The following is a 24,977-nucleotide window of genomic DNA, read 5'->3' on the forward strand; positions in this document are numbered from 1 at the left end:
GCGGGCGCTGCGCCTCGGCCGCCGCGAAACCTCACTCTCCGCTCTCCTCGCCCCGGCCCGGGAAACTCACACCACCGCCTTTGTTCTGCTGCAGCGGAGGCAACAGTCACCGACGGCAACCGGCCCTCACCGCACGTGAAAAGCGTCTGCCCTGGTCAGCCATGGTGTTGCGGGGAGGGCAGCAGAGCAAAGGAGGGGAACGACCCACCAAAGGCTTGCCCGACCATCGCGCATCGTGGCAGCAACCACCAACCACTCAGTGCGACTGGACGCCTGCCTGAGACGCCGCTGTCCGGTGAGGCCTGCGTCCGCGAGCCGCAGGCGTTTCGGCGATGCGGCTTGCGGAAAGAGAGGCGGGCATGAAGTGGGCCAGCCGCGCCGTACCCGTCGTCTCCGCCGCCGTCGCCGCGCTCGCCGCGCGCGACCTGCTCCAGCGCGACCACGCGCTGCTGCGCAACTTCCCGGTCATCGGGCGGGCCCGCTACCTGCTGGAGGCGATCGGCCCGGAGCTGCGGCAGTACATCGTGGCCGGCAACAACGAGGAGCGGCCGTTCACCCGTGACCAGCGCCGCTGGATCTACGCCTCGGCGAAGAAGGAGAACAACTACTTCGGCTTCGGCACGGACAACGACATCGAGTACACCCCCGGGTATCCGATCATCAAGCACCGGACCTTCGGCCGGGCGGTGCCGCCGTCGACGCCGACCGCCGGGCACGAGGTGGAGCTGCCCTGCGCCAAGGTGCTCGGCGGGCCGCGGGGCCGGGCGAAGGCGTTCCGGCCGGGTTCGGTGGTCAACATCTCCGGGATGAGCTTCGGCTCGCTGTCGGGGCGGGCGGTGGAGGCCCTCAACAAGGGCGCCGCGCTGGCGGGCTGCCTGCAGAACACCGGCGAGGGCGGGCTGTCGCCGTACCACCGCAACGGCGGTGACCTGGTGTTCCAGCTCGGCACCGCGTACTTCGGGTGCCGGGACGAGCGGGGGCGGTTCAGCCTGGACCGGCTCAAGGACCTCGTCGCCGGCGCGCCCGTGCGGGCGTTGGAGATCAAGCTGAGCCAGGGGGCGAAACCGAGCCTCGGCGGGCTGCTGCCCGGGGCGAAGGTGTCGGCGGAGATCGCCGCCACCCGGGGCATCCCGCAGGGGCAGGACTGTGTCAGCCCGTCCCGGCACGCCGAGTTCTCCGACTGCGACAGCCTGCTCGACTGGGTGGAACTCCTCGCGGCCGAGACCGGCCTGCCGGTCGGCATCAAGTCCGCCGTCGGCGACCTGGGCTTCTGGGCGGAGCTGACCACGCTGATGCGGGACACCGGTCGGGGCGTGGACTTCGTGAACGTCGACGGCGGGGAGGGCGGCACCGGAGCCGCGCCGCTGATCTTCACCGACTCGCTGCGCCGCGACCTGGTCAAGGTCGCCGAGGCCTGCGGGGTCGAACACCCGGGCCTGATCGACACCGACGCGGTGGAGTTCCTCGACGGCCGGACCGCCTCCACCCCGCTGCGCGACGTGTACGGCTACCGGCCCGGGTGGGGCCTGCCGTCGGCGGCCGACCGGACGGAGATCGCCCGGCTGATGACCGGCGAGGCGCCACGCGGCGGCAGCGCCCCGCCGTCCCCGACCGCGGTCGGCTGACCGGTCACTCCTCGATCGCCCCACCCACGGTCCGCAGGTGCTCGCGGAAGGTCAGCGCCGGATTCTGCGCCCGGCGGGCCAGGTACGCGCCGAAGCCCACCTGCTCGCGCAGCGGCACGCCGGCCCGGATCCGCTCGGCCTGCCGCCGCTCGGTGTCGCGGATCCCCTCGGCCACGGCGAACAGCTCATTGATCCGCTGCGCCGGGACGAACAGCACCCCGTCGTCGTCGCCCAGGGCGACATCGGTGGCGTCCACCGTCCACTCCCCCACCACCGCCGACTCCAGGGCAGGCGACGGACGGGGGTCGAGCCGCTGCGGGCCGGTGGGTGTCACGCCGGCGCTGAACACCGGCAGCCCGACCGCGCGGATGTCGGCGGTGTCCCGGTGCAGGCCCCAGACCACCACGCCGGCCAGGTCGGCGGCCTGCGCCTCCAGGACCACCAGGTCACCGACGCAGCTCTCGTCGACCCGGCCGGCGTTGTCGACGACCAGCACGTCGCCGGGGGCCGCCCCGTCGATCGCCTCCAGGAAGATGTCGACGCTGCCGACGTGCCGGCTGGGCGCGACCCGGCCGGCCAGCCGGGCACCGGGCAGCACGGGCCGGACGGCGGCGGGCGCGCAGCGGACCGGAACCGCCGCCCGCAGGCAGGCGTCGGCCACGTGCGCGGTCGTCAGCGACGCGAATCGTTGGCGCAACTCGTGCGGGTCGAGGCTCATGGCCCGACCGTAGTCAGCCGGCCGGATCGGGTGGCGGGCCACTTTCACTGTCGTGGACTGTCCCGGCGTCGGCCGTGGGTCCGGCGGGTCGACCCTCGGTGCCGCCGGGTGCGGGGCGCCCCCGGGTGCCGGCGCGGCGTGCGCAGGTGGGCCCGGGCCGGCGGTTTCACCGCCGCCTGGCCCCGGCCGGCCGCCTGCCGCACCATCCGGTTGGCGTCGTCCGGTTCGTACCCGGTCGCCCGGAGCAGTTCACTGTCCGCCGTCCGCACGTCGGTGATCAGCGCGTCGCCGTAGGACCGCACCCCCTCGGCCCAGGCCCGGCCGGCGAGCTCGGCGCTCTCCCGGACGAGCTGCCGGGCACGCTCCGGGTCCCGACCCCTCCGGCGCTCCCGGTGCAGCGCCCGAACGGCCTCGCTCAGCCGCTCGATGGCGGCGGGAAGCTGGGCCGGAACCGGCTCCCCGTACTGCAGGGCGGTGGCCGACCGGCGGGCCACGGACCGGGCGTACAGGATCACGCGTTCCAGGTGTTCCGCACCGCGGGCGTACCGCTGATACTGCGCCCGGCGGTGCCAGCGGACCGGCGCGAGGGTGACCACCTCGTCGGCGCCGCTGAGCGCCTCGTTCAGGCGCGCCACGTCGGCGTCAAGGCCGCGGAGCTGGTCCAGGGCACGGATCGCCGCGTCGGCGTCCCGCGCGGACAGGGCCCGCGCCACCGCGTCCAGCTGGCCGGTCAGGCCGGCGATGACCGGCCCCACCGCCCGGTCCAGCACCCGCAGCGGGTTGATCGGCAGCAGCAGGGCCACCACCAGGATGCCGACCACGCTGCCGACCACAGCGTCGAAGATCCGGGGCACCTCCAGGCCGGGCTGCGTCGGGGCCAGGGTGGCGATCAGCACGGCCGTACCCCCGGCCTGGCCGACCAGGGCGCCGCCCCGGCCGGCGACCAGCAGCGCGGTGGCGATCGCCAGCGCGACGACCAGGCCGGTCTGCCAGGGCCCGGTGCCGAGCAGGAAGCGCAGCAGATCCCCGACGACGATCCCGAGTCCCACGCCGACGAGCAGCTCGAACGTCCGGCGGGCCCGCTGGCCGATGGCGGTGGCGATCGTGCCGACCGCCGCGGCCGGGGCGAAGACGTGCGCGCCGGGGCCGAGCATTCGCTGGGCGACCAGCGCCGCCAGCGCGGCGGCCAGCCCCGCCTGCACGGCGATCACGAGGGTGATCTCCAGCTGGCGCAGCCGCACCCGACCGGCCTGCTCGCCCCGCCGCCGGGCCCGGGCCACCACGCGACCGCCCCGCTCGGCGGCCTCGTCGAGCGGCGACCGGACGGAGTCGGCGGCGGGGCGGTCCTCGGGCATGGCGGCGGTTACCCCACCGGGGACGGGTGAATCGTGCCCGGTCGGGTCGTCCGCGCCGGGTGCCGAGCGCGTCGGGTCAGCGGCGGAACGTGCGGTCGAGCAGGTCGAACAGGGCGGCCCAGTGCCGCTCGGTCGCCTGCTCGTCGTACGCGGCGGTGTCGGCCATGGTGAAGCCGTGGTGGGCGCCCGCGTACAGCTCGGAGCGGTAGGTGACCCCGGCGGCCTCGAGCGCCTTCTCCAGGGTGGCGATCTGCTCGGCGGTCATCGACTGGTCGTGGTCGGCGTGGGCGAGGTACACCTCGCCGGTGATCGACCCGACACCGAGGTGTGGGCTGTCCGGGGCGTCGGTGACGACCCGGCCGGCGTGGAAGCTGGCCAGCGCCGCGATCCGGTCCGGGTACGCCTCGATCGCGCGCAACGCGTTGGTACCGCCCATGCAGTACCCGACCATGGCGACCGGCCCGGGCGCGACGTCGTCGCGGGCGGCGAGGAAGTCCAGGTACGCCGCGGCGTCCCGGGTGATCGCCTCGGGGGTCAGCGCCCCGATGTACGGCATCAGCTGCCCGAACAACCCGGCCCGCCGCTCGGGGTCGTCGAGGCCGGACAGGTCGAACAGCGGCGCCCGGCCGGCCCGGTAGAACAGGTTGGGCACCAGCACGAGGTAGCCCCGGGAGACGATCCGCTCGGCCATCTCGGCCAGCCGGGGCCGCAGCCCGAACGCGTCCATGAAGATCAGGACCGCCGGGAACCGGCCGTCCCCGTCCGGCTGGGCGAGGTAGGCGTCGGCGACGCCATCGCTGGTCGGAACCTGCACCGTCGTCTGCACCCGGAAACTCCTCGCGGATCGCGTCGTCTCGCCGGAACGCTACCCGCCGACATCCGCTCTCCGGACCTGAGGGCCGCGGCGGCCGACCACGACCTGGTGCGGCGGCTGCGCGGCCATGACGTCGGCGACAAATTTCGACAAGATGTGCTGGTGATAAAGTGCCGACATGGCAAGGGCCCCCTGGCAGGCGGTGGCCGCGCTCGTCGACCAGGTACGACGGGCGCTGTATGACTACGTCCGCAGCCAGGACCATCCGGTGACCCGGGAGGAAGCCGCCGACGCGCAGCACATCTCGCGCAGCCTGGCCGCGTTTCACCTCGACAAGCTGGTCGGCGCGGGACTGCTGCAGACCCGGTACGAGGCCCCGACCGACCAGGCACGCGGCCGTGGCAGAACGCCGAAGGTGTACGAGGCGGCCCCGGGTTGCATCTCCCTGACCATCCCCGAGCGCCGCTACGACCTCATCGGTGAGATCCTCGCGCAGGCTGTGGCACAGGATCCCGCCGACGCCAGGTCGGCGGCGCTACGCCTGGCCGAGCAACGGGGCGTGGCCATCGGTCATGGGGTCGACGGTGGCGGGTCGGTCGTGGCCGTGCTGGCCGAACTCGGCTTCGATCCGGCCGACGACGATGAGCGGATCCGGCTGCGCAACTGCCCCTTCCACGAGCTCGCCGCCCAGCAGACCGAGCTGGTGTGCGGCCTGAACCATGCCTTCATCGGTGGCCTGCTCGACGGGCTCGGCCGAACGGATCTCCATGCGCGGCTGGCCCCCAGTCCCGGCGCCTGCTGTGTGCAGATCCGTCCGGCCGGGACCACCCCGCGGCCGGCGACGCGACAGTGACGACCGTCTTCGGTTCGGTCGGCCGCCGCCCTCAATCTTGAGCCGCCAGCTGCCCGCGGTGCTCAGCGCCAGGCCAGCTCAACTCACGAGGTCACCGAGCGGCACCTGCGGATCGGAGAGCTTGGCCAGGTCGACGGCCCTGCCGCTGTGGCCGGCACGCACCAGCGCCCGGATCTGGTCGGTCACGTCCCACACGTTGGCGTTCATCCCGGCCAGCACCCGACCGTCGGAGACCCAGAACGCCAGGAACTCCGGCGCCCTGCCATCCACCACGCTGGGATCGCCACGGAACACCACCCGGTCGTAGCCGTCCGGGGCCGCCCACCCCGAATACTCCATCCCCAGGTCGTACTGGTCGGAGAAGAAGTACGGCAGTCGGGCGTACTCGACCTGCTGGCCCAGCATGGACCGCGCCGCGGCCGGGCCGCCGTTGAGCGCGTTCGCCCAGTGCTCCACGCGGATGTGCCGGCCCAGCAGCGGCTGGTAGGCGTTGGCCACGTCGCCCGCGGCGTAGATGTGCGGGTCGGAGGTGAGCAGCCGGGCGTCGGTGACGATGCCGTCCTCCACTTTCAGGCCCGCCGCCTCGGCCAACTGCACGTTGGGCTGGATGCCCACGCCGACGACGACGGTGTCGGCGGGCAGTTCGGTGCCGTCGGTCAGCAGCACCGAGGACACCCGCCCGCTACCCCGCAGTTGCCGGACCCCGGCGCCGAACCGGAAGGTGACGCCGTGGCTCTGGTGCAGGTCGGCGAAGACCCGGGCGACCTGATCGCCGAGGACCCGCTGCAACGGCAGGTCGGCGACTTCCACCACGGTCACGGCGGCGCCCTGCTGGCGGGCGGCGGCGGCGATCTCCAGACCGATCCAACCCGCACCGATCACCACAAGGTGGGCCTGGTCGGTGAGGGCTTCGGCGATCCGATCGGAGTCCGCTAAGGTCCGCAGATACCGCACACCGTCCAGGTCGGCGCCGGGAACATCCAGGCGGCGGGGCGTCGAGCCGATGGTCAGCAGCAGCTTGTCGTATCCGAGCCGTTCGCCATCGTCCAGGACGACCTGGCGGGCGTCGCGGTCGATGCCGGTGACCTGGGTCGCGGTACGCAGCTCGACGTGGTTCGCCTCGTACCAGTCGGCGTCGTGCACGTGCACGGCGCGTCGCGGCGTGGTCCCCAGCAGCAGGCCCTTGGACAGCGGTGGCCGCTCGTAGGGCCGTTCGGGTTCCTCGCCGAGCAGTATCACCCGGCCGTCGAAGCCCTCCTCGCGCATTGTCTGGGCGGCTCTGGCGCCGGCGAGGCCGGCTCCGACGATGACGAAGTTCTCCATGCCGCGTCTCCGAATCGTGTCAGTGGGTTCCGGTGAGGGAGAAGAACTCGGCCCTGGAGCGGGCGTCATCGCGCAGGGTCCCCAGCAGGGTGGACGTCACGGTTGTGGCACCGGTGGCCCGCACCCCGCGCAACGTCATGCACAGATGCTCCGCCTCAATGACGACCCCGACGCCCTTGGGCGCCAGTTCGAGGGCCAGCCAGTCCGCCACCTGCTTGGTCAGCCGCTCCTGCACCTGCGGACGGTGGGCGAAGAGCTCCACGACGCGGGCGAGTTTGGACAATCCGAGGATCCGCTCGCCCGGCAGGTAGCCGACGTGCGCGACACCGACGAACGGCAACAGGTGGTGTTCACACACCGACCGGATCGGGATGGAACGGGCCAGCACCAGTTCGTCGTAGCCCTCGTCGTTGGGAAACGTGGTCAGGTCGAACGGACGCGCGGTCAGCAGCTCGGCGTACGCCCGGGCCATCCGGCCCGGCGTGTCACGCAGGCTCTCGGACTCCAGGTCGATGCCGAGTGCGGTCAGAAACCGCGCGGCGGCGTGTTCGGCCGCGACCAGGTCGCGCTCCGGTCGTTGGTCGACGCGACGTGGGGACGATGTGATGGTCACGTCAGCTGCCATCCACACCGAGCGCGGTGAGCAGCACCAGGATCACGGTGGTGACGGCGAACAGACCGTGGGTGTAGACGAGGGCCTTGGGCAGACCGGACTCAACCATCCCCAGACCGCGGCCCTTGTACCAGCGGACGAAGAGCACGTCACCGAGGATCGCGACGACGACGAGCAGCCCGAGGGCCAGCCACGCCAACGCCTCGGCGTCGGCGACCAGGTAGACGATCCAGACCACCAGGCCGGCGGCGGCCAGCAGGAAGTGCCCGAACACCAGCCCCGGCGCGAAGCGGCTCGTCGCTGCGGCCCGGTCGCCGACGGCCCGCAGGCCGCCCCGGGCCACCCACATGCCGAGCATCGTGAAACCGATCACGGCCGTGACCAGCCACGTCACCAGCGCGGCGATACCCATCAGAGGTTCTCCTTCGTTACTCGGTAGCCCTCGGCCTGTGTGGATTCGTCGGCGACGCGGACGCCGTACCGGTAGGCGAGCTTTCCGCCCAGATACCCCGACACCGACAGCGCCGCCAGGCTGACCGCGGAGACTGTCAGGGCGACCCAGCCCACCGGCGCCGCGGCAGGCTGGCCACCGCGGGTCAGGAAATTGATCGCGTACGCCGCGGTGACCGCCAGGTTCACGGACATGTGCACCAGGGCGGTGCGGAACGCGGGCGTACGTGGCGGGATGGCGATCAGGTCCAGGAAACCCACGGTGGCCGCGGCGAGGGCGCCCAGCACACCGATGGCGATCAGCCAGCGGGACCCCGAGGTGAGAAAGCCGGGTTGACCGACGACGCGTGATGCCACGTCGAAGACGAAGCTGGCGATCCACGCGCCGATCGGCACCGCCGCCAGCGCGGGGTGCAGCGGGTGCCCATACGGGCCGGCCAGCACGGTGACCGGCTTCTTCGCCTGCGTCAAGGGTTCCACGCTGCCGCCCCAATTTTCGACAATGATCGTTGCTCTTAATCGCTATGCTGCACCCCCGGGGCCGAAATTTCAATAGCGCGCGTTGGTGAAAACTCCTCGCCGGTCCCGTCAGGTGACCCGCGAGGAGGCGTCGACGCCATCCACGCCGTACGCCCCACCGCGTCTGACCTCTGGCTCCACACTGGTGGCTGGGGCATGCTGGGTGGATGGGAGAGGTGCGACCGATGCCCAGCTTCGGTGACCTGTTCACCGACCTGCGCGGCGACGACCGGATGATGCGCGTCAGCTACCACCCGGACCGGGGCGCCGTGGTGGTGTCCCTGTGGAGCGGTCCGGTCTGCCGGGGCTCCTTCCGGATGCCCGTCGACGACGTGCGCAAGCTGACGACCCTGCTCACCGAGATCGAAGCGTCGGTGGCGGCGTCGTCGTCCGTCCCGGCGAGCGGCGGACCGGCGGCGGGGACCGCCGTCGCCGGCGAGGCCGTGCCGCCGGTGCCGGCCGTCGACCAGACCGGCGACATCTCCGGTACCCGCCACCGCGCCGCCCTGCCGATCCTGCCCGTGCCGAGCGTGGCCTAGCGCCTGCCGAGGGGCCGTACCGGCCGTTGGCGTCGGCCTTCAGGGTGAACGTCCACCCCCTCTTGTCGTTGACCTGGACCGTGGCGCCGCGCACCGGGCGCTGTTGCCCTGGCAGTCGACCCCGGTGGCGGTGCCGGCCAGCTTGCCCCAGTCCTTGGGGCGGCTGCACCACCATCGTCGCGTCGATCGGCGCCCGCCGGTAGCATCGGCGGGATGTCGATCCGGCCGGCGGTGGTCCGACCGCTCATGCTGGTGGCGGCGGCCCTGTTCCTGGGGGTCGCGCTCACCATCCGGGCCCTCTCGGACGGCCGTCTCGAGCAGTACTCCGGCACCGCCCTCTACGCGTCGATGGTCTACGCCGGCGTGCTGTTCCTGTGGCCACGGATGTCCCCGCTGCCGGCGGCGGCCGTCGCGGTCGCTTTCTGCTGGGCCGTCGAGTGCGCGCAGCTGAGCGGCATCCCGGCCGCGCTGTCGGCGCGCAGCCTGCTGGCCCGGCTGGTGCTGGGCGTCCAGTTCGACCCGACGGACCTGCTCTGGTATCCCGTCGGCGTGGCACCGCTGGCCGCGGCCCATTGGATGCTGGCGGCCCGTCTTCGGCCAGCCGCCCACAGGGTGACGGCGACGTGACGGATCAGTCGGCCGGGAGCTGCCGGGTGAGAATGGCGTGTCCCCGGCCGGTGTCGCTGAAGCCGAGCCGGGCGTAAAGGCGGACAGCCACCCCGTTGTCACTGCCCACGTGCAGCTCCGCCCGCCGGTGACCGGCCTCGCGGGACGTGACCAGCGTCTGGGCGATCATGGCGCTGGCCACGCCCCGGCCCTGCCATGCCGGTCGGGTGCCGAGGCAGTGCAGCAGCGCGGCCGCCCGACCGCGGGCGTCCACATGGTCCAGGGTGAACAGGAAGCCGACGACGGGATTGCCGTCCGGCCCGTCCGAAGCGAGCGCCAGGACGGACGCCTCCGGCAGGAAGGCCGGCAGGCCGGTGGCGTGCGCCGGCCAGCTCTCCCGGCCGGGGATCATCGCCGTCGGACTGTCGGCGTACGCCTCGTTGTGGGTGAGCCGGGTCTGCTCGTCGTACCGGGGGTCGAAGGGGACGAGCGATACGCCGGCCGGGGCCGGCGCCGACGGGACCGGCTGGTCCAGGTCACGGACGAGGGTCTGCTCCCAGCGCACGGCGGCGAAGCCGGCGGCGGTGAGCAGGTCGAGGCGGCGTTGGTCGCTCGCGCCGCAGCGGGTGCCGAGCATCCCGGGCAGGTCCGGTCGGCGCTCCCGCCGCAGCTGCGCGGCCCGGTCGTTCAGCCAGTCGTGGACGTGCGGGGTGGCGGTGTCGCGCGCCGACGGATCGATCGCGCTGGTGAGCCGGATGCGCAGCACGCCCGGGCCGGGGCCCATGTCGGCGACCTCGGCGTAGGCGACGAGCCGGCCGGCGGCGTCCTCGGCGACGAGGGTGTCCCGGGCGAGGTCGAGGCCGGGCAGGGCCAGCCGGGCGCGGAACTGGTCGGGATCGACGTCGAGGCCGACGGGATCGGCCTGCTCGCAGGCGGCGAAGAGCGCCGTCAGACGATCGACATCCGTCGTAGCGGCGGGGCGCCAACGCGTCACCGCGATAGCCTAGCCCGGCTCTCCCCCCGCCGGCCGTCCCGGAAGCAGCCCCTTGCCGCGGCTAGGCTGCGTCGGTGACCGAACCGCCTGCCCTCACCCGCCTGGAGATCCAGCCCTCGGGGCTGGCCGTGCTGACCATCGACGCCGGGCCGCTCAATCTCTACACCCTCGACCTGCACGAACAGCTCGATGCGGCACTCGACCGGCTGCCGGTCGACACGCGGGCCCTGTTGATCCGCTTCGATGGCCGGGTGGTCAGCGCAGGCGTGGACGTCAGTCTCTTCGCCGCCCAGCAGTCACCGGAACAGGCGAAGATCCTTTTCGACCGGATGCTCACGCTGCCTGACCGGATCGCCGCGCTGGAGTTCCCCACCGTCTTCGCCGCCCACGCGCTCTGCCTGACCTGGGCGTTCGAGGTGGCGGTGGCCTGCGACATCATCCTGGCGGCCGAGCGGGCGAGCTTCGGCCTGGTGGAGAAGGTGGTCGGGCTGACCCCCACCATGGGCGGCACCCAGCGCCTCGCGGCGCGGGCCGGCGTCGGCCGGGCGAAGGAGTTCGTGATGACCGGCGAGCGCTACTCGGCCGCCGCGCTGGAACGGTGGAACGTGGTCAACCGGGTCCTCCCGGACGCGGGTTTCGACGCGGCGGCGCGGGCGTTCGCCGGGCAGCTCGCCGCCGGCCCGACGCGCGCCCACGCCGCCACGAAGAGGGTGCTGGACCACTTCGCCGAGGGTGGCGTGCCCGAGGCCAACCGGCACGTCACGGGAATCGCCGCCGACCTGTACCGCACGGTGGACCTGCGCGGGGCGGTGCGCTCGTTCCTCGACGAGGGATCGGGCAGGGCGACGTTCACCGGCCGCTGACCTGGGAGGCAGGGCCGCTCGGCTGGTCGGAAGTCAGCCAGGTGAGCACCTCTGCGGTGTGCTCACCGAGCCGGGGCGGTGGCCGGTGGTAGACCGCGGGCGCGCCTGACAGCGTGATCGGGTTGGCGACCTGACGCACCGGCTGCGGCCGTTCCGGCCCGGGGATCTCCACGACCGGCGCCAGCCCGAGCTTCGTGGCGAGGCTGAAGGCTCCGGCCAGGTCGTCGACCGGCCCGCACGGCACGCCGAGTCGGCCGAGCGCCGCGGCCAGGTCGTCGGCGGACCGCAGCGCCGTTCGCTCGGACAAGGTGGTGATGAGCGTTTCCCGGTTGCGTACCCGGTCGGCGTTGCTGACGTAGCGCGGGTCCCCGGCGACGGCGGGGATGCCGAGCGCCCGGCACAGCGCGCCGAACTGCGCGTCGGTGCCGACCGCCACCGCGAGCGGCCGATCGGCGGTGGGCAGCAGCTCGTACGGCACGATGCTCGGGTGCGCGTTGCCCAGGATGCCCGGGACCACGCCGGCCGAGACGTAGCCGGATGCCTGGTTGACCAGCGCGGACAGCAACGACGAGAGCAGGTTGACCTCGACGTGCTGGCCGGCGCCGGTGGCCTGGCGGTGGCGCAGCGCGGCCAGGATGCCGACGGTGGCGTGCAGCCCGGTGATCACGTCGACCAGGGCGACCCCGACCTTGACCGGCTCCCCCGGCCGGGCGCCGGTGACGCTCATCAGCCCGCCGACGGCCTGGACGAGCAGGTCGTATCCGGGCCGGTCGGCGCCCGCGCCGGAGCCGAAGCCGGTGATCGAGCAGTAGACGGCACCCGGGTTGGCGGCGGCGATGTCGGCGTGACCGAGGCCGTGGCGTTCCATCGTGCCGGGACGGAAGTTCTGCACGATCACGTCCGCCCGGTGCGCCAGGTCCCGAGCGACGGCCAGGTCGTCCGGATCGGTCAGATCCAGCGTCACCGACCGCTTGTTGCGGTTGACGGACAGGTAGTAGGTAGCCGTGCCGTCGTGGTCGTACGGCGGACCCCAGGCGCGGGTGTCGTCACCCGCGCCGGGCCGTTCCACCTTCACCACGTCGGCGCCGAGATCGGCCAGGAGCATGGTGGCGTACGGCCCGGCGAGAACCCGACTGAAGTCGGCGACGAGCACCCCGTCAAGAGACCCGGTCATACGGTCCACTCCCTCACGACTGCGACGCGGTGGCGTGATCGGCGGCGGCGTCCTGGCGCAGTCGCCCACCCTAGTGAGATCCCCACGAGATGCCGGAACGGGCCGCCCGGTGGCACTGGCGCGCTTTCCCGTTTGAGGGCGGCGGTGCGCGGGAAGACGCCGCTGACATCCGAGAGAAAGGCCCTGAAGGTGGACGACAACGAGTTCATCGGCTTGGTGGCGAAGCGCTCAGGGACGTCATCGGAGCAGGCGACCGCGGTCACGCGGGCCACGCTGACGACCCTGGCGGAACGGATCGACGGCGGCGAGGCGCGTGACCTCGCCGGCCAGCTTCCCGAGGGGCTGCGGGCGTACGCCTTCGGCTCCGGCGAGACCGCCGAGCGGTTCGGACTGGACGTGTTCGTGCAACGGGTCAGCGGGCGCGCCGACGTGGACGTGACACAGGCGAAGGACGGGGTGACCGCGGTGTTCGACGTCCTCCGCGAGGCCCTCACTCCCGAGGGGTACGACGACGTCGTGTCCCAGCTCCCGGCGGAGTTCGGGGAGGTCGCCGACCCGACCGCGCCCTTCGTGCAGCGCACGCGCGGGTAGCGCCTGGACCGACGTTCGCGGGGTCGGCCCGCATCGGCGCGGGCAGGGTAGGGCAGAGGTACGTTGCTGCGCTGGGAGGACGAGGTGCCGGACTATCCCAAGGCGATCGCCCCGGTCGACCACATCGAGCCGGCGCCCCGCCGGATCCGCGCGTTCCTCGCCGGTGAGCAGGTGCTGGACAGCACCCATGCCCGGTACGTGTGGGAGTGGCCGTTCTACCCGCAGTACTACATCCCGATCGTCGACGTGGCCCGCGATCTCCTGGTTGACGAGGAGCGCACGGAGGGGTCCCGGCGCGGCACCGCCCGGCTGCACGGGCTGCGGGTCGGCGAGACCGCCCGTCCGTCGTGCGGGCGGTGGTACGGGGACGACGCGCTGCCCGGGTTGAGGGACACGATCCGGTTCGACTGGGGCGCGATGGACCGCTGGTTCGAGGAGGACGAGGAGGTCTTCGTCCACCCCCGCAGCCCGTACGCCCGGGTGGACGCGCTGCGCTCCACCCGTCCCGTACGGGTGGAACTCGACGGGACGGTGCTGGCCGAGTCGACGTCGCCCGTGCTGGTCTTCGAGACCGGGTTGCCGACCCGCTACTACCTCAACCGCACCGACGTGAACTTCCGGCAGCTCGTGCCGTCGGCGACGACGACCGCCTGCCCGTACAAGGGCCGGACCGGCGCCTACTGGTCCGTGCGGGTCGACGGCACGGACCACCCGGACCTGGCCTGGTCGTACGACTTCCCCACCGGGGCGCTCCTGCCGATCGCCGGGCTGATCGCCTTCTACAACGAGAAGGTCGATCTGATCGTCGGCGGGGAGCGGCTTGCCCGCCCCAAGACGCACTTCTCCTGACCGGCCGTGACGGCGGGTGATCCTTGCCGTGGAGCGGGCCCGCGGTCAGCTGCGCATCCACCGGCGGTGTCGAGGTCGTACGCGGCCGGATACAGCCCGACGACCCCGGCGATGGCGGTGATGGCGAAGAGCAGCTGCAACCGTCGCTGGAAGTACGAGGTACGCAGGTTCGAACCAGGCGGCTGGCGCGCGTCTAGCCGGGCCGGACGCGGGTAGGCAGGGGGTCGCGCAGGTGAACGTACAGTGCGACCGCGGGAGGCCGGAATGACCGCAAGCTGGGACGAGCAGGCTGATCCGCTCCGTCGACCGCCGGAAGCCGACGCGCTGGAGCAACAGCAGGACGAGGTCGAGGTCGGCCCGCCAAACACGGTGTCGGACGCCGTACCGGAGGCGTCCGAGGCGGACCTGGCGGAGCAGGGCGCCTTGACGCCAGGTGGCCCGGGTGACGTGCCCGCTTCGCTGTCGGGCGACACCAACCCGGCCGACGTCCTCGAGCAGAACCAGGCGATTCCCGTCCCCGACGAGGACCGCCGGGGCTGAGCGGCCGTCCCGGCTCCCTAGCGGTCCGGGCTGTCGGCGGGAGCCATCACGCGCAGCGCGTTGGGATCCAGGCCGATCCGGATCGGGGTCTCGCCGTAGAGCTCGCCGTCGACCTCGACCCGCGCCGGCCGGTCGGTCTCCAGCCAGAGCTGGCGGACGGCGAGGAACGGCTCGTCGCCGAGCGTGCGCCGGTGCCCGGTCGCCGCGTTGCGGGCGGTGTCGCGCAGCAGCTCGCGGCGGGTCGGACCGCCCACCGGGTACGCGACCAGGAGCCGGTCGTCGGCGTTCGCGTCCGCGGTGATCGGCCGGCCGGCGTGGAAGCCGCCGTTGGCCACGTACAGCTGGTGGGTGACGAACTCGTGCTCCCGCCCTTCGGCGCGGATGGTGGCGCGCAGCGGCCGGTGCCCGGCCAGCAGCGCCAGGGCGGTGACCGGGTACGCGAGCCGCCCGCTGACCCGTTTGAGCCGTGGCGGCGCCGCGCGCATCACGTCGGCGGACAGGCCGATGCCGACGTGGTTGGTGAACCGCATGTTGCCCACGAGCCCGAGGTCGACGTCGATCACCTTGCCGTCGGTCAGGACCGCGACCGCGGCGGCGAGGTCGAGCGGGATGCCCACCGTACGGGCGAAGTTGTTGGTGGTGCCCAGCGGCAGCAGGCCGAGCGCGATGTCGCGGTGGGCGAGCAGGCGTGCGGCGGTGCCGATCGTGCCGTCGCCACCGCCCGCGACCAGCAGGTCCACCCCGAGGTCGGCGGCCTCGGCCAAGTGCTGTTCGAGCTCGTCGGGCCGCTCGACCGGGTACGTGCCGAGCAGGGTGAAGCCGGCCGCCACCAGCCGCGACCGGGCGCCCTCGTAGAGCCGGCGGCCCCGGCGGGAGTGGGCGTTGACGACGAGCGCCGCGCGTCGCTCCCGCCGGACGGCCACGCCCAGTTCCTGCTTCGTCCGCATACGGCCAGACCCTATCGCTGAACGCCGTGCCGCTCAGCCAGGGTGAGGAGAAGCCTGCACACGCGCCCAGCGGCCGGGTACGAGCCAGCGACAATCAGCGATAGTTGACCCGGCGCGTCGACCGCACGTCACGACCGCTTGCCCCGAGTGCTACATCCCGGTCGCCGACGTGGCCCGTGATCTCCTGGTCGAGAGAGGCCAGACCGAGGCGCCGGTCAGGTATCCGCGGCGAACTCAGCCACGGCCCGTCGGATCTCCGCGATGTCAGACCATGCGCGGCTGGGGTGCACGCGGTTCGTGAGCAGGACCACCACGACGTCCCGGCTGGGGTCGACCAGGAGGGATGTGCCGGTGAAGCCGGTGTGGCCGTAGGCCCCGGTCGCCGCCAGCGTGCCCATCCAGTGCGGGTCGCCGATGCGTACGCCGAGACCGTGGCGGAAGCCCGGGTCGATGGCCGGCGGCAGGTGATCGCGGGTCACCTCCGCCACGGTGTCCGGGCGAAGGACGCGGACCCCGTCGACGGCGCCGCCCTGCCGCAGCATCTCGCCGAAGCGGGCGACGTCGGCGGCGGTGCCGAACAACCCGGCGTTGCCCGCGGTCCCGCCGAGGGACCAGGAGTTCTCGTCGTGGACGCTGCCGCGCAGCATGCCACGGCCGATGTGGGGCTGGTGTTCGGTGGCTGCGGCCCGGGCCGCGCGTGCGGGTTCGGGCAGGAAGCCGGTGTCGGTCAGTCCCAGGGGCCGGCAGATCCGCTCGTGCACCAGGTCGGGCAGCCGGTGGCCGGTGATCCGCTCGGCCAGCAGCCCGGCCACCATGAAGCCCACGCAGGAATATTCGAAGGTTTCGCCGGGTCGGTTGACCAGTGGGGCGCGCAGCACCGCCTCGACCCGGGACGCCTGGTCCGGCCAGTCGGTCCACAGTTGCAGCAACGCCGGCAGCCCGGAGGTGTGGGTGAGCAGGTGGCGCAGGGTGATCCGCCGTCGCTCGCCGTCGTCGAAGGTGGGCAGCCACGCGGCGATCGGCTCGTCGAGGCTCGCCCTGCCCTCGTCGACGAGGGTGAGCAGGACGGCCGTGGTGAACAGTTTCGTCACCGAGGCGAGGTCGAAGATCGTGGACTCCAGGGCGGGCTGGAGGGTTTCCGGTGCGACCAGGATGCCGTCCGCGTCCGCATACCGGGACAGGTGACCGACAGTAACCAGGTCAGCCGTGCGACCACCTCTCGAAATAAGAGCGACGGCCGCGCTGTAGAGCGGGCGGTGTCCGGTTTCCAAGCCGCTGAGCAGCAACGTCGTCAGTCTGGACACGGAGATGACCATAGCGCAGCCGGCAACTTCTTTCATCCGGCACCGTTGCATCGGAAACTATTGACACCGCTTTCGTAACCCCTCGATACTCGGTCGCCGAGGCGTACGGCCGTCGACGGCGGCGGAGAATGCGGCGCCCGTGGCACTCGCGGCGATGCGGCCGTGGCAAACCGGAGGGAAGGAACGTGAAGCTCCCCAGCGCGCTGAGCTCACCAGCGACCAGGTGTCTGGTGGCCGTCGCGGCCGCCGCCCTCGTCGCGACGGGCTGCTCCAGCGGCACACCCGGCAGGGACGGGTCGGCCGGCGGCGGCACCCTGGTCGTCGGCTACACCGCCGACCCCAACACGCTCGACCCGTGGAAGGCCACCCAGTTCCAGGCGGTGCATCTGCTCGAGCAGGTGTACGGCACGCTCACCGAGCTCGACGGCGACCTCAACGTCAAGCCCGGTCTGGCCGAGAAGTGGCAGTACGCCGACGAGAACAAGACCCTGACCCTGACGCTGCGTCAGGGCGTGAAGTTCCACGACGGCAAGCCGTTCAGCTCCGCCGACGTCAAGTCGTCGATCGAGCGCATCCAGAAGCCGGAGACCGCGGCGGTGGCTGCGGCCACGGTCAAGTCGATCCAGTCGGTCGACGCGCCCGACCCGCAGACCGTCGTGCTGCACCTGGCAGCGCCGGACGCGGGCCTGCTCGCCGGGTTCGCCACCACCAACCTGGCGATGCTGTCCAAGGATGACACCTCCGAGGCGGTCGGCCAGAAGCCCAACGGCACCGGCGCGTTCAAGTTCGACAGCCGCACCGCCGGCCAGTCGGTGAAGCTGACCGTCAACGGCGACTACTGGGGTGGCAAGCCGAAGGTGGGCGGCCTCGAGTTCCGCATCATCCCGGACCAGACCTCGGTCGTCGCGGCCCTGCAGTCCGGCAACGTCCAGTTCGCCACGCTCGACGATCCGCTGGTGGCAAAGTCGGCCGAGGGCAGCGGGCTCAAGGTGACCAAGACGCCGAGCCTGTCCTACCACGTGCTGCAACTCAACGCCCGCAAGGCGCCGCTGGACAAGCTGGACGTACGGCTCGCCATCTCCTGCGCCATCGACCGCAAGCAGGTTCTGGACACCGCCGCCCTCGGTGAGGGCGAAGTGACCGGGCCGATCACCTCCCCGGCGTACAAGTCCGACCCCAACGCGCGCCCCTGTCCGACCCGGGACGTGGCCAAGGCCAAGCAGTTGCTGGCCGGCGCCGGCCTCGCCAACGGCGTCACCATCCCGGCGATCGTCTCCCAGGGCGAGTACGCCACCTCCGTCAACGAGGCGCAGAACCTGCAGGCCCAGCTCAAGGAAGCCGGCATCACCCTCGATCTGCAGACGCTGGAGTCCGGGGCGTACGTGGACAAGTGGGTCGCCGCCGACTTCAGCGCGGCGGTGGCGCTCAACGGCGGCCGCCCGGACCCGGACGGCATGTACGGGCGCTACTTCACCAGCGGCGGCAACCTCAACAAGGTCGCCGGCTACTCCTCGCCCGAGCTGGACAAGCTCTTCGCCGAGGGCAAGGCGACCACCGACCCCGCCAAGCGCAAGGAGATCTACACCCAGGTCTCCCGGCACCTGGAGGACAACGCGGCCTGGGTGTGGCTGTTCTCGAGCTACGGCTACACCGCCACCACCCAGGGCGTCTCCGGCTTCACCGCCATGCCGAACGGCTCCCTGCAGAACCTGCGCGAGGTCTCGCTGCAGTGATCGCACGACCTGCCGGGCGGTGCACGCACCGCCCGGCAGGACCCTTCACACAAGGAGGTGCCGGTGCGGTCCATCGCACGTCACCCGCTGACCCGCCGACTCGTGGAGACGGTGCTCACCCTCTTCGGGGTCGCGGTGCTGGTCTTCACCACCCTGCGGGCGATTCCCGGCGACGAGATCACCGCCACCCTCGGCACCGAGGCAGCCGGGCTCAGCGCCGCGCAGCAGGAGTCCCTGCGCGCGTACTACGGCTTGGACAAGCCGCTGGTCCTGCAGTTCTTCTCCTGGCTGGGCAACGTGCTCACCGGCAACCTCGGCTTCTCCCGCCGGGCCGGCGCCTCCGTCCTGGATATGACCGCGAGCGCCCTGCCGGTGACGATGGAGCTGGCGGTCCTGGCCACCGTCATCGGTCTGCTGATCGGGGTGCCGCTGGCCATGCTCTCGGCGTCCCGCGCCAACGGCATCCGCGACGGGTTCGGCCAGCTCGTCGGCCTGGCTGCCCTGTCCGTGCCGAACTTCCTGCTCGGCGCCGCGCTGCTCACCGTGATCTCCAGGTACGCGCACTACAACCCCAATGCCCAGGGTTTCGCCCACTTCACCCAGGACCCGCTGCTGAACCTTCAGCAGATGCTCTTTCCGGCGCTGATCCTCGGCTTCGGCCTCGCGGCCCCGATCATGCGCACCGCACGGTCGGCACTGCTGGAGGTGCAGACCCAGGACTTCGTCCGCACCGCCCGCGGCAAGGGCGTCGCACCGTGGCGGCTGCGGGTGCGGCACGTGCTGCACAACGCACTGAACCCGATCGTCACGATGACCGGCATCCAGTTCGGCTACCTGCTCGGCGGCGCCGTCGTGGTCGAGCAGATCTTCTCCGTACCGGGCCTCGGGCGGCAGGTCCTCGCGGGAATTCAACAGAAGGAGTACGCGGTGGTGCAGAGCACCGTGCTGGTGATCGCGACCACGTTCGTCGTGGTCAACCTCCTCACCGACCTGCTCTACCGGGTCATCGACCCCCGGGTGCGTGCCGCGTGAGCGGGCACAGCACGAGGCGCGGCGGAGTGCCGGCATGACGGCCGCCGTTGCCGGGCAGCAGGTGCCGGTGGCCGCACCGCCGGCCCGCGCGGCGGCGTGGCGGCGACTGCTGCGCAGCCCCGCCGGTCTGGTCGGCGCGGTGCTGGTGGCGCTCGTCGTCGTCGCCGCGGGCACCGCCCTGCTCGGGATGACCCCGTACGATCCGATCGCCCAGCACCCGCAGGCCCGCCTGCAGCCGCCGTCGGCCCAGTACTGGTTCGGCACCGATCAGTTCGGCCGCGACGTCTTCTCCCGTTCCCTGGCCGGCGTGGGCAACTCCCTGCGCGTCGCCGTCGTCGCGGTCTTCCTCTCCGCCCTCGTCGGCACCACCGCCGGTATCTGCGCCGGCTTCTACGGCGGCCGGGTACGCGGGCCGGTGCTGGCCGTGACGAACGTGCTCTTCGCCTTCCCGCCGCTGCTGCTCGCGCTGACCCTCGCGGCCACGTTCACCCGCAACTGGCTGACCATCGCCATCGCCATCGCCATCGTCTATGTGCCGATCTTCGTCCGGGTCAGCCGCGGGCCGGTGCTGTCGCTGCGCGAGACCGACTTCATCAAGGCGGCCCGGGTGCTCGGCATCCCGACCTGGCGGATCCTGCTGCGTCACCTGCTGCCGAACCTCGCCGCCATCGTCATCGTGCAGGTGACCCTGTCGCTGTCGTGGGCGGTGCTCACCGAGGCCGCGTTGAGCTTCCTCGGCCTGGGCAGCCCACCGCCCGCGCCGTCGCTGGGGTCGATGGTGTTCGACGCCAAGATTCTGGCCGGCACGGCCTGGTGGAACCTGGCGGCGCCGGGCGCCGTCATCGTCGTCTTCGTGGTCGGGCTCAATCTGCTCGGCGACGGGCTGCGCGACGCCCTCGACCCGAGAAATGGACGCAACGCATGACGGACCGGCTTGGTGACCTGCTGACCGAACAGGTCGACGACCGGTACGCCGGCCTCGACACCGCGTCGGTCGCGCAGTTGGCGGCGGTCATGAACGACGCCGACGCGACAGTGCCCGGCGCCGTGCGTGCCGCGCTGCCGCAGATCGTGCCGGCCATCGAGGGAGTCGCCGACCGGCTGGCAGCCGGCGGTCGGCTGCTATACGTCGGGGCGGGCACCGCCGGCCGGATGGGGGTGCTCGACGCGTCGGAGTGCCCACCGACGTTCAGCACCCCACCGGAACTGGTGCGCGCCGTCATCGCGGGCGGCCCCGAGGCGTTGCTCGCCTCGCAGGAGGGCGTCGAGGACGACGAGGCGGCCGGCGCGGCGGTGATCGCCGAATGCGGGATCACGGCCGCCGACGCGGTCGTCGGCATCTCGGCGAGCGGCCGTACCCCCTATGTCCTGGCGGCGGTCCGGGCGGCCCGCGCGCGTGGCGCGCTGACGGTCGGGCTGTCGTGCAACGCCGGCACGCCGCTGAGCGCGGCCGCCGACCGGGCGATCGAGGTGCTCGTCGGCCCCGAGGTGCTGGCCGGCTCGACCCGGCTGAAGGCGGGCACGGCGCAGAAGCTGGTGCTCAACATGATCTCGACGATCTCGATGGTCCGGCTGGGCAAGACGTACGGGAATCTGATGGTCGACCTGCGGGTGACCAACGTGAAGCTTCGCGACCGGGCGGTCCGCATCATCCGTCAGGTCACCGGGGTTTCCCGCGCCGTTGCCGAGGTGGCGCTCGACGGCGCCGGGCTCGATGTGAAGACGGCGATCCTGATGCTCGACCGCTCGACCGGGGCGGACCCCCGCCAGCGGCTGGCGGCGAGCGGCGGGCGGCTGCGCGAGGCGCTGGAGGCGGGCGCGTGAAGGTCCTGGGCATGATTTCCGGTACGTCCCACGACGGCATCGACGTGGCGGCCGTCGACTTCACGCTGCACGAAGGCGTGCTGCATGGCGCGGTCGGCTACACGGCGAGTTCGCCCTACCCGGAGGAGCTGCGAGCCCGGCTCATGGCGGCCCTGCCGCCGTCGGCGCTGACCTTCGCCGAGGCGTGCGAGCTGGACACGCTGATCGGTCAGGCGTTCGCCGAGGTGGCCGCCGACGCGGCCGAGCGGGCCGGCGGGGTCGACCTGATCTGTTCGCACGGACAGACCGTCTACCACTGGGTGCAGGGGCGACAGGTGCATGGCACCCTGCAGATCGGGCAGCCGGCCTGGATCGCCGAGCGCACCGGGCTTCCGGTCGTCGCCGACGTCCGGGTGCGGGACGTGGTCGCCGGGGGTCAGGGTGCGCCGCTGGTGTCGATGATGGACGTCATGTTGCTGTCCGGTCTGCCGGGCCGGCCGGCGGGCCTCAACCTGGGCGGGATCGCCAACATCACCGTGCTGCGGCCGCTCGGTGGCGGCGGCCCGGTGGCCTACGACACCGGCCCGGCGAACGCGCTGATCGACGCCGCCGTCGTGCGGGCCAGTCGGGGCCGACTGCGCTACGACGAGGACGGCCTCCTCGCCGCCGGCGGCACGGTGGACGACGCCCTGCTCACCGAGCTGCTCGCCGAACCGTACTACCGACTCGACCCGCCGAAGACCACCGGCAAGGAACTGTTCCACGCCGACTACCTGGAACAAGCATTGACGACGCACCCCGGCCTGTCGGACGCGGACATCGCCGCGACCCTGACCGCGCTGACCGCGCAGACCGTCGCCGACCAGGTTCGCCGCCACCGGGTCGACACCCTCGTCGCCTCCGGCGGGGGCTGCGCCAATCCGACGCTGATGGCGATGCTGCGTGAGCGGTTGACCGGGGTGCGGGTCACGACCACCGCCGAGTTCGGCGCCCCGACCGACACCAAGGAGGCTGTCGCCTTCGCGCTGATCGGCTGGCACACCGCCCACGGCCTGCCCGCCACCGTGCCGTCGTGCACGGGTGCCACCGGCGCCCGGGTGCTCGGCGCCGTCGTGCCCGGCGCCACACCCCTGCGCCTGCCCGAACCACTGGCCACCGCCCCCACCGCGCTGAGCCTGAGCGGAGCCGCCTGATGACCGCCCTTCTCGAGGTTGCGGACCTGCGCGTGTCGGCGCGGTCCGGCCGCGCCGACCGGGAGATCGTGCACGGGGTCGACCTGACGGTCGAAGCCGGGCAGACCGTCGCCGTCGTCGGCGAGAGCGGCTCCGGCAAGTCGCTGACCATGCTGGCCGTGATGGGCCTGCTCGTCGAGCCGCTGCACGTCTCCGGTGGGACCGTGCGGCTCGGTGACCGCGACCTGACCGCACTGTCCGAGCGGGAGTTGCGCGCGGTCCGCGGCAACGACGCGGCGATGATCTATCAGGACCCCATGACGTCGCTCAACCCGCTGATGCGCGTCGGCGACCAGGTCATCGAGGCGATGACCGCGCACGGGGTGCCGAAGGCCGAGGCGGGCCGGCGGATGCTGGACCTGCTGGCCCGGGTCGGCATCCCCGATCCGAAGCGCACCGCGCGGGCCTACCCGCACGAGTTCTCCGGCGGGATGCGTCAGCGGGTGATGATCGCCTGCGCGCTGGCGATGCGCCCCCGGCTGCTCATCGCCGACGAGCCGACCACCGCGCTGGACGTGACCATCCAGCAGCAGATCCTGGCGCTGATCGACGAACTGCGCCGGGAACTCGGCATGACCACCATCTGGGTCACCCACGACCTCGGTGTGGTGGCACGCCTGGTCGACCGGGTCGTCGTGATGTACGCGGGCCACGTGGTCGAGGACGCACCCGTACGGCAGGTGTTCAGCGCTCCGCAGCACCCGTACACGAAGGCGCTGCTGGCCGCCCTGCCCGACCCGAGCGACGACGACCGGCCGCCGCTGGCCCAGATCCCCGGACGGCCGCCGGCCGCCACCGACCCGGTGGAAGGGTGTCCGTTCCGGCCACGGTGCGCGCAGGCCGTCGACGCGTGCGCGACCCGCCCCGCGCTGCAGACGCGGATGCAGGGACGGGCCGCGTGCTGGCTGCCCCCGCACGAGTGGAGGAGTAGCTAGTTGTCGAGTTCCTCCGCATACCTGTCTATCGTTGCCTGTTGTGGACAGCGGCATTTCGACGACTACGAAGTGCTGTCCCGGGCTGCGATGTTTGGACAGAGAAGTCAAAGGGGCGGGTCTGACCGTGGAGGGTGGCCGGTGAAGGTCACCCGGATCGCGTACTCCGAGCGCCTGAACCCGGGCAAGTACGCCGCCCTGGCGGAGCAGGCCCGTCGGTTGGGTCGGGTTCGCAGTGAGGTGTGGCAGCGGTACGGCTCGATCGCCGGCGTCGGGTCCGGACTGACAGACCGGCAGGTTCGGGACCGCTGGCTGGCTGACGGCACGCACATCCAGTTCGGCGTGCTGGCGAACGCGTGGAAGGAAACCGTCCGCGACGCTATGGCCGACATCGCGGCGAACCTGGCGTCGGCCAAGGTCGAGATCCGGCGGGCGATCACCCGGCGCACCAACGATCCGGTCGGGCGCAAGCGGATGTTCACCGCGCTGAAGGCTAACCAGTGGGCCAGTGAGCCGTTCCTGGCTCTGCAGATGCGCAAGCACTGGAAGCGTGGCAAGAGCCGAACGCATGATCAGATCGTCGTGCGCGCCGACCAGCACAACACAGTCGCCGACGCACGGGGCCGGTTGTGGCTGGCGGTCCCCGGTCTGCAACGCCGCAAGATGGTCAGAATCCCGCTGTCCACGACCGTCGCTCCGACGGGCACGCTGCGGCTGATCCTGCGTGGCGGCCGGGTGGAGGTGCACCACCAGATCGACGCGTCGCGTATGCGGTCGTCGCAGCGGCCGTGCGGGCAGCGGACGGTCGGTGTCGACAAGGGCTACACCGAAGCCCTGACCGACTCCGACGGCGGCCACCACGGTAGCCGCCTCGGCGCGTTGCTGACCAGCGAGTCGGACCGGTTGAAAGAGCGGAACCGGCGGCGGGCGAAGCTGCGCTCGATAGCGAACAACGCCGCCCTACGCGGGAATCACGCGAAAGCGCACCGGATCATGGTCAACAACCTCGGGACGGTCAAGCGGGACCGACGGGCCGCCCGCCACCGCGCCCTGGTGCGCACGGAGATCTTCACCGCCGTGCACCGGGTCGTCGACAAGGCCGCCACCGTGGTCGCCGAAGACCTCACCAAAAGCTTCGCCGGGCGCAAGACGCTCGGCCGTAACGTCAACCGGCGCCTCGCCGCGTGGACCAAAGGGGTTACCGCCGAGGCCCTAACAAACGTGTCGGAGCGCAGAGGTTCTGCGCTCGTGCGTGTCAACGCCGCCTACACCTCACAAACCTGTCACCGCTGCGGCCGGCTCGGCCGACGCAGCGGGGACCGGTTTCACTGCACCCCGTGCGGGGTGGTGTGGCAGGCCGACGTGAACGCCGCGATCAACATCCTGCAGCGAGCAGGCGACCCCGACATCGCCCTGCACACCCCCTACCGCGTGGTGAAGCAGATCCTGCAGGACAGGACCGATCGCCACCGGACCAGACTGCCGGTCCAGGACTCCAGCCCGGCCATCGCCGGGCGGAGAGCGAACCATCCGAACCGCTCACCAATGAGCAACTAGTAGGAAGCAGA

26 protein-coding genes are annotated in these 24,977 nt (G+C 72.1%); 15 read left to right on the forward strand and 11 right to left on the reverse strand.

Annotation, left to right across the window (positions count from 1 at the left end; genetic code table 11):
- The first annotated feature begins 359 nt into the window (after positions 1–359).
- Positions 360–1,625, forward strand: a complete 1,266-nt coding sequence (locus tag OG799_RS11150; protein WP_406044956.1) for a glutamate synthase-related protein — start codon at positions 360–362, stop codon at positions 1,623–1,625.
- 4 nt (positions 1,626–1,629) lie between these two features.
- Here the strand turns inward: OG799_RS11150 and OG799_RS11155 are convergent, their stop codons facing one another.
- From OG799_RS11155 to OG799_RS11165, 3 genes are all read right to left on the reverse strand, one after another.
- Positions 1,630–2,343, reverse strand: coding sequence for an RraA family protein (locus OG799_RS11155; protein WP_406044957.1), 714 nt, complete (start codon positions 2,341–2,343; stop codon positions 1,630–1,632).
- Positions 2,344–2,387: 44 nt separating this feature from the next.
- The gene (locus tag OG799_RS11160) at positions 2,388–3,698 is read right to left on the reverse strand and encodes an FUSC family protein (RefSeq protein ID WP_406044958.1); all 1,311 of its coding nucleotides are present in this window, start codon (positions 3,696–3,698) and stop codon (positions 2,388–2,390) included.
- A gap of 76 nt (positions 3,699–3,774) precedes the next feature.
- The gene (locus tag OG799_RS11165) at positions 3,775–4,524 is read right to left on the reverse strand and encodes a dienelactone hydrolase family protein (protein ID WP_406044959.1); all 750 of its coding nucleotides are present in this window, start codon (positions 4,522–4,524) and stop codon (positions 3,775–3,777) included.
- Between the two features lie 190 nt (positions 4,525–4,714).
- On the opposite strand from OG799_RS11165, the gene OG799_RS11170 reads away from it, so the two are divergent.
- The gene (locus OG799_RS11170) at positions 4,715–5,365 is read left to right on the forward strand and encodes a helix-turn-helix transcriptional regulator (RefSeq protein WP_406044960.1); all 651 of its coding nucleotides are present in this window, start codon (positions 4,715–4,717) and stop codon (positions 5,363–5,365) included.
- 78 nt (positions 5,366–5,443) lie between these two features.
- On the opposite strand, the gene OG799_RS11175 is transcribed toward OG799_RS11170, so the two are convergent.
- Genes OG799_RS11175 through OG799_RS11190 form a run of 4 tightly spaced genes read right to left on the reverse strand, consistent with a single transcriptional unit; the run spans position 5,444 to position 8,222 of the window.
- Positions 5,444–6,688, reverse strand: coding sequence for an NAD(P)/FAD-dependent oxidoreductase (locus tag OG799_RS11175; RefSeq protein WP_406044961.1), 1,245 nt, complete (start codon positions 6,686–6,688; stop codon positions 5,444–5,446).
- A 19-nt stretch (positions 6,689–6,707) separates the two neighbouring features.
- Positions 6,708–7,301, reverse strand: a complete 594-nt coding sequence (folE, locus tag OG799_RS11180) for a GTP cyclohydrolase I FolE (RefSeq protein ID WP_406044962.1) — start codon at positions 7,299–7,301, stop codon at positions 6,708–6,710.
- A gap of 1 nt (position 7,302) precedes the next feature.
- Positions 7,303–7,713 carry a hypothetical protein gene (locus OG799_RS11185; protein WP_406044963.1) on the reverse strand — a complete coding sequence of 137 codons (411 nt, stop codon included), beginning with the start codon at positions 7,711–7,713 and terminating at the stop codon, positions 7,303–7,305.
- Positions 7,713–8,222: a DUF2231 domain-containing protein gene (locus OG799_RS11190; protein ID WP_406044964.1), complete on the reverse strand. Its 510-nt coding sequence runs from the start codon at positions 8,220–8,222 to the stop codon at positions 7,713–7,715. The genes OG799_RS11185 and OG799_RS11190 overlap by 1 nt, the downstream gene beginning before the upstream one ends.
- A 215-nt stretch (positions 8,223–8,437) precedes the next feature.
- Here OG799_RS11190 and OG799_RS11195 point away from each other — a divergent pair, with 215 nt between their 5' ends.
- Positions 8,438–8,809, forward strand: a complete 372-nt coding sequence (locus OG799_RS11195; protein ID WP_406044965.1) for a hypothetical protein — start codon at positions 8,438–8,440, stop codon at positions 8,807–8,809.
- A 213-nt stretch (positions 8,810–9,022) separates the two neighbouring features.
- Complete coding sequence (locus tag OG799_RS11200; protein WP_406044966.1) at positions 9,023–9,436, forward strand: DUF2809 domain-containing protein; 414 nt, start codon at positions 9,023–9,025, stop codon at positions 9,434–9,436.
- A 4-nt stretch (positions 9,437–9,440) separates the two neighbouring features.
- Here the strand turns inward: OG799_RS11200 and OG799_RS11205 are convergent, their stop codons facing one another.
- Complete coding sequence (locus OG799_RS11205; protein WP_406044967.1) at positions 9,441–10,409, reverse strand: GNAT family N-acetyltransferase; 969 nt, start codon at positions 10,407–10,409, stop codon at positions 9,441–9,443.
- Between the two features lie 74 nt (positions 10,410–10,483).
- On the opposite strand from OG799_RS11205, the gene OG799_RS11210 reads away from it, so the two are divergent.
- Positions 10,484–11,272: an enoyl-CoA hydratase/isomerase family protein gene (locus tag OG799_RS11210; RefSeq protein WP_406044968.1), complete on the forward strand. Its 789-nt coding sequence runs from the start codon at positions 10,484–10,486 to the stop codon at positions 11,270–11,272.
- Here the strand turns inward: OG799_RS11210 and OG799_RS11215 are convergent.
- Positions 11,259–12,446: a CaiB/BaiF CoA transferase family protein gene (locus tag OG799_RS11215; RefSeq protein WP_406044969.1), complete on the reverse strand. Its 1,188-nt coding sequence runs from the start codon at positions 12,444–12,446 to the stop codon at positions 11,259–11,261. The genes OG799_RS11210 and OG799_RS11215 overlap by 14 nt on opposite strands.
- Positions 12,447–12,635: 189 nt before the next feature.
- On the opposite strand from OG799_RS11215, the gene OG799_RS11220 reads away from it, so the two are divergent.
- The 3 genes from OG799_RS11220 (at position 12,636) to OG799_RS11230 (ending at position 14,426) form a co-directional block, all read left to right on the forward strand.
- Positions 12,636–13,037, forward strand: a complete 402-nt coding sequence (locus OG799_RS11220; protein WP_406044970.1) for a DUF2267 domain-containing protein — start codon at positions 12,636–12,638, stop codon at positions 13,035–13,037.
- A gap of 63 nt (positions 13,038–13,100) precedes the next feature.
- Complete coding sequence (locus OG799_RS11225; RefSeq protein ID WP_406044971.1) at positions 13,101–13,886, forward strand: DUF427 domain-containing protein; 786 nt, start codon at positions 13,101–13,103, stop codon at positions 13,884–13,886.
- A gap of 264 nt (positions 13,887–14,150) precedes the next feature.
- Positions 14,151–14,426 (forward strand): hypothetical protein, encoded by a 276-nt coding sequence (locus tag OG799_RS11230; RefSeq protein ID WP_406044972.1) that lies wholly within the window; start codon positions 14,151–14,153, stop codon positions 14,424–14,426.
- Between the two features lie 17 nt (positions 14,427–14,443).
- Here the strand turns inward: OG799_RS11230 and OG799_RS11235 are convergent, their stop codons facing one another.
- Together OG799_RS11235 and OG799_RS11240 are read right to left on the reverse strand one after the other, a co-directional pair.
- A complete protein-coding gene (locus OG799_RS11235; RefSeq protein WP_406044973.1) occupies positions 14,444–15,373 on the reverse strand; it encodes a diacylglycerol/lipid kinase family protein in 930 nt (309 codons plus the stop codon).
- A 215-nt stretch (positions 15,374–15,588) separates the two neighbouring features.
- The gene (locus OG799_RS11240) at positions 15,589–16,677 is read right to left on the reverse strand and encodes a serine hydrolase domain-containing protein (RefSeq protein WP_406044974.1); all 1,089 of its coding nucleotides are present in this window, start codon (positions 16,675–16,677) and stop codon (positions 15,589–15,591) included.
- A 185-nt stretch (positions 16,678–16,862) separates the two neighbouring features.
- On the opposite strand from OG799_RS11240, the gene OG799_RS11245 reads away from it, so the two are divergent.
- The 7 genes from OG799_RS11245 (at position 16,863) to OG799_RS11275 (ending at position 24,966) form a co-directional block, all read left to right on the forward strand.
- The gene (locus OG799_RS11245) at positions 16,863–18,410 is read left to right on the forward strand and encodes an ABC transporter substrate-binding protein (RefSeq protein ID WP_406044975.1); all 1,548 of its coding nucleotides are present in this window, start codon (positions 16,863–16,865) and stop codon (positions 18,408–18,410) included.
- Between the two features lie 63 nt (positions 18,411–18,473).
- Positions 18,474–19,442, forward strand: coding sequence for an ABC transporter permease (locus OG799_RS11250; protein WP_406044976.1), 969 nt, complete (start codon positions 18,474–18,476; stop codon positions 19,440–19,442).
- 34 nt (positions 19,443–19,476) lie between these two features.
- Complete coding sequence (locus OG799_RS11255; protein ID WP_406044977.1) at positions 19,477–20,367, forward strand: ABC transporter permease; 891 nt, start codon at positions 19,477–19,479, stop codon at positions 20,365–20,367.
- The gene (murQ, locus tag OG799_RS11260; RefSeq protein WP_406044978.1) at positions 20,364–21,266 is read left to right on the forward strand and encodes an N-acetylmuramic acid 6-phosphate etherase; all 903 of its coding nucleotides are present in this window, start codon (positions 20,364–20,366) and stop codon (positions 21,264–21,266) included. The genes OG799_RS11255 and murQ overlap by 4 nt, the downstream gene beginning before the upstream one ends.
- 11 nt (positions 21,267–21,277) lie before the next feature.
- Positions 21,278–22,438, forward strand: coding sequence for an anhydro-N-acetylmuramic acid kinase (locus OG799_RS11265; protein ID WP_406044979.1), 1,161 nt, complete (start codon positions 21,278–21,280; stop codon positions 22,436–22,438).
- Positions 22,438–23,412, forward strand: coding sequence for an ABC transporter ATP-binding protein (locus tag OG799_RS11270; RefSeq protein ID WP_406044980.1), 975 nt, complete (start codon positions 22,438–22,440; stop codon positions 23,410–23,412). Before OG799_RS11265 ends, OG799_RS11270 begins: the two co-directional genes overlap by 1 nt.
- 138 nt (positions 23,413–23,550) lie before the next feature.
- Positions 23,551–24,966: an RNA-guided endonuclease TnpB family protein gene (locus OG799_RS11275; protein WP_406044981.1), complete on the forward strand. Its 1,416-nt coding sequence runs from the start codon at positions 23,551–23,553 to the stop codon at positions 24,964–24,966.
- Positions 24,967–24,977: the final 11 nt, after the last annotated feature.

The organism is Micromonospora sp. NBC_00898, from assembly GCF_045207895.1.
GTDB lineage: Bacteria > Actinomycetota > Actinomycetes > Mycobacteriales > Micromonosporaceae > Micromonospora.

What these genes read in the sequence shown, in the direction of transcription:
- OG799_RS11150 (WP_406044956.1), top strand. Translation starts at nt 360, where the DNA reads ATGAAGTGGGCCAGCCGCGCCGTACCCGTCGTCTCCGCCGCCGTCGCC.
- OG799_RS11155 (WP_406044957.1), bottom strand. Translation starts at nt 2,343, where the DNA reads ATGAGCCTCGACCCGCACGAGTTGCGCCAACGATTCGCGTCGCTGACG.
- OG799_RS11160 (WP_406044958.1), bottom strand. Translation starts at nt 3,698, where the DNA reads ATGCCCGAGGACCGCCCCGCCGCCGACTCCGTCCGGTCGCCGCTCGAC.
- OG799_RS11175 (WP_406044961.1), bottom strand. Translation starts at nt 6,688, where the DNA reads ATGGAGAACTTCGTCATCGTCGGAGCCGGCCTCGCCGGCGCCAGAGCC.
- OG799_RS11185 (WP_406044963.1), bottom strand. Translation starts at nt 7,713, where the DNA reads ATGGGTATCGCCGCGCTGGTGACGTGGCTGGTCACGGCCGTGATCGGT.
- OG799_RS11195 (WP_406044965.1), top strand. Translation starts at nt 8,438, where the DNA reads ATGGGAGAGGTGCGACCGATGCCCAGCTTCGGTGACCTGTTCACCGAC.
- OG799_RS11200 (WP_406044966.1), top strand. Translation starts at nt 9,023, where the DNA reads ATGTCGATCCGGCCGGCGGTGGTCCGACCGCTCATGCTGGTGGCGGCG.
- OG799_RS11215 (WP_406044969.1), bottom strand. Translation starts at nt 12,446, where the DNA reads ATGACCGGGTCTCTTGACGGGGTGCTCGTCGCCGACTTCAGTCGGGTT.
- OG799_RS11230 (WP_406044972.1), top strand. Translation starts at nt 14,151, where the DNA reads ATGACCGCAAGCTGGGACGAGCAGGCTGATCCGCTCCGTCGACCGCCG.
- OG799_RS11235 (WP_406044973.1), bottom strand. Translation starts at nt 15,373, where the DNA reads ATGCGGACGAAGCAGGAACTGGGCGTGGCCGTCCGGCGGGAGCGACGC.
- OG799_RS11255 (WP_406044977.1), top strand. Translation starts at nt 19,477, where the DNA reads ATGACGGCCGCCGTTGCCGGGCAGCAGGTGCCGGTGGCCGCACCGCCG.
- murQ (WP_406044978.1), top strand. Translation starts at nt 20,364, where the DNA reads ATGACGGACCGGCTTGGTGACCTGCTGACCGAACAGGTCGACGACCGG.
- OG799_RS11265 (WP_406044979.1), top strand. Translation starts at nt 21,278, where the DNA reads ATGATTTCCGGTACGTCCCACGACGGCATCGACGTGGCGGCCGTCGAC.
- OG799_RS11270 (WP_406044980.1), top strand. Translation starts at nt 22,438, where the DNA reads ATGACCGCCCTTCTCGAGGTTGCGGACCTGCGCGTGTCGGCGCGGTCC.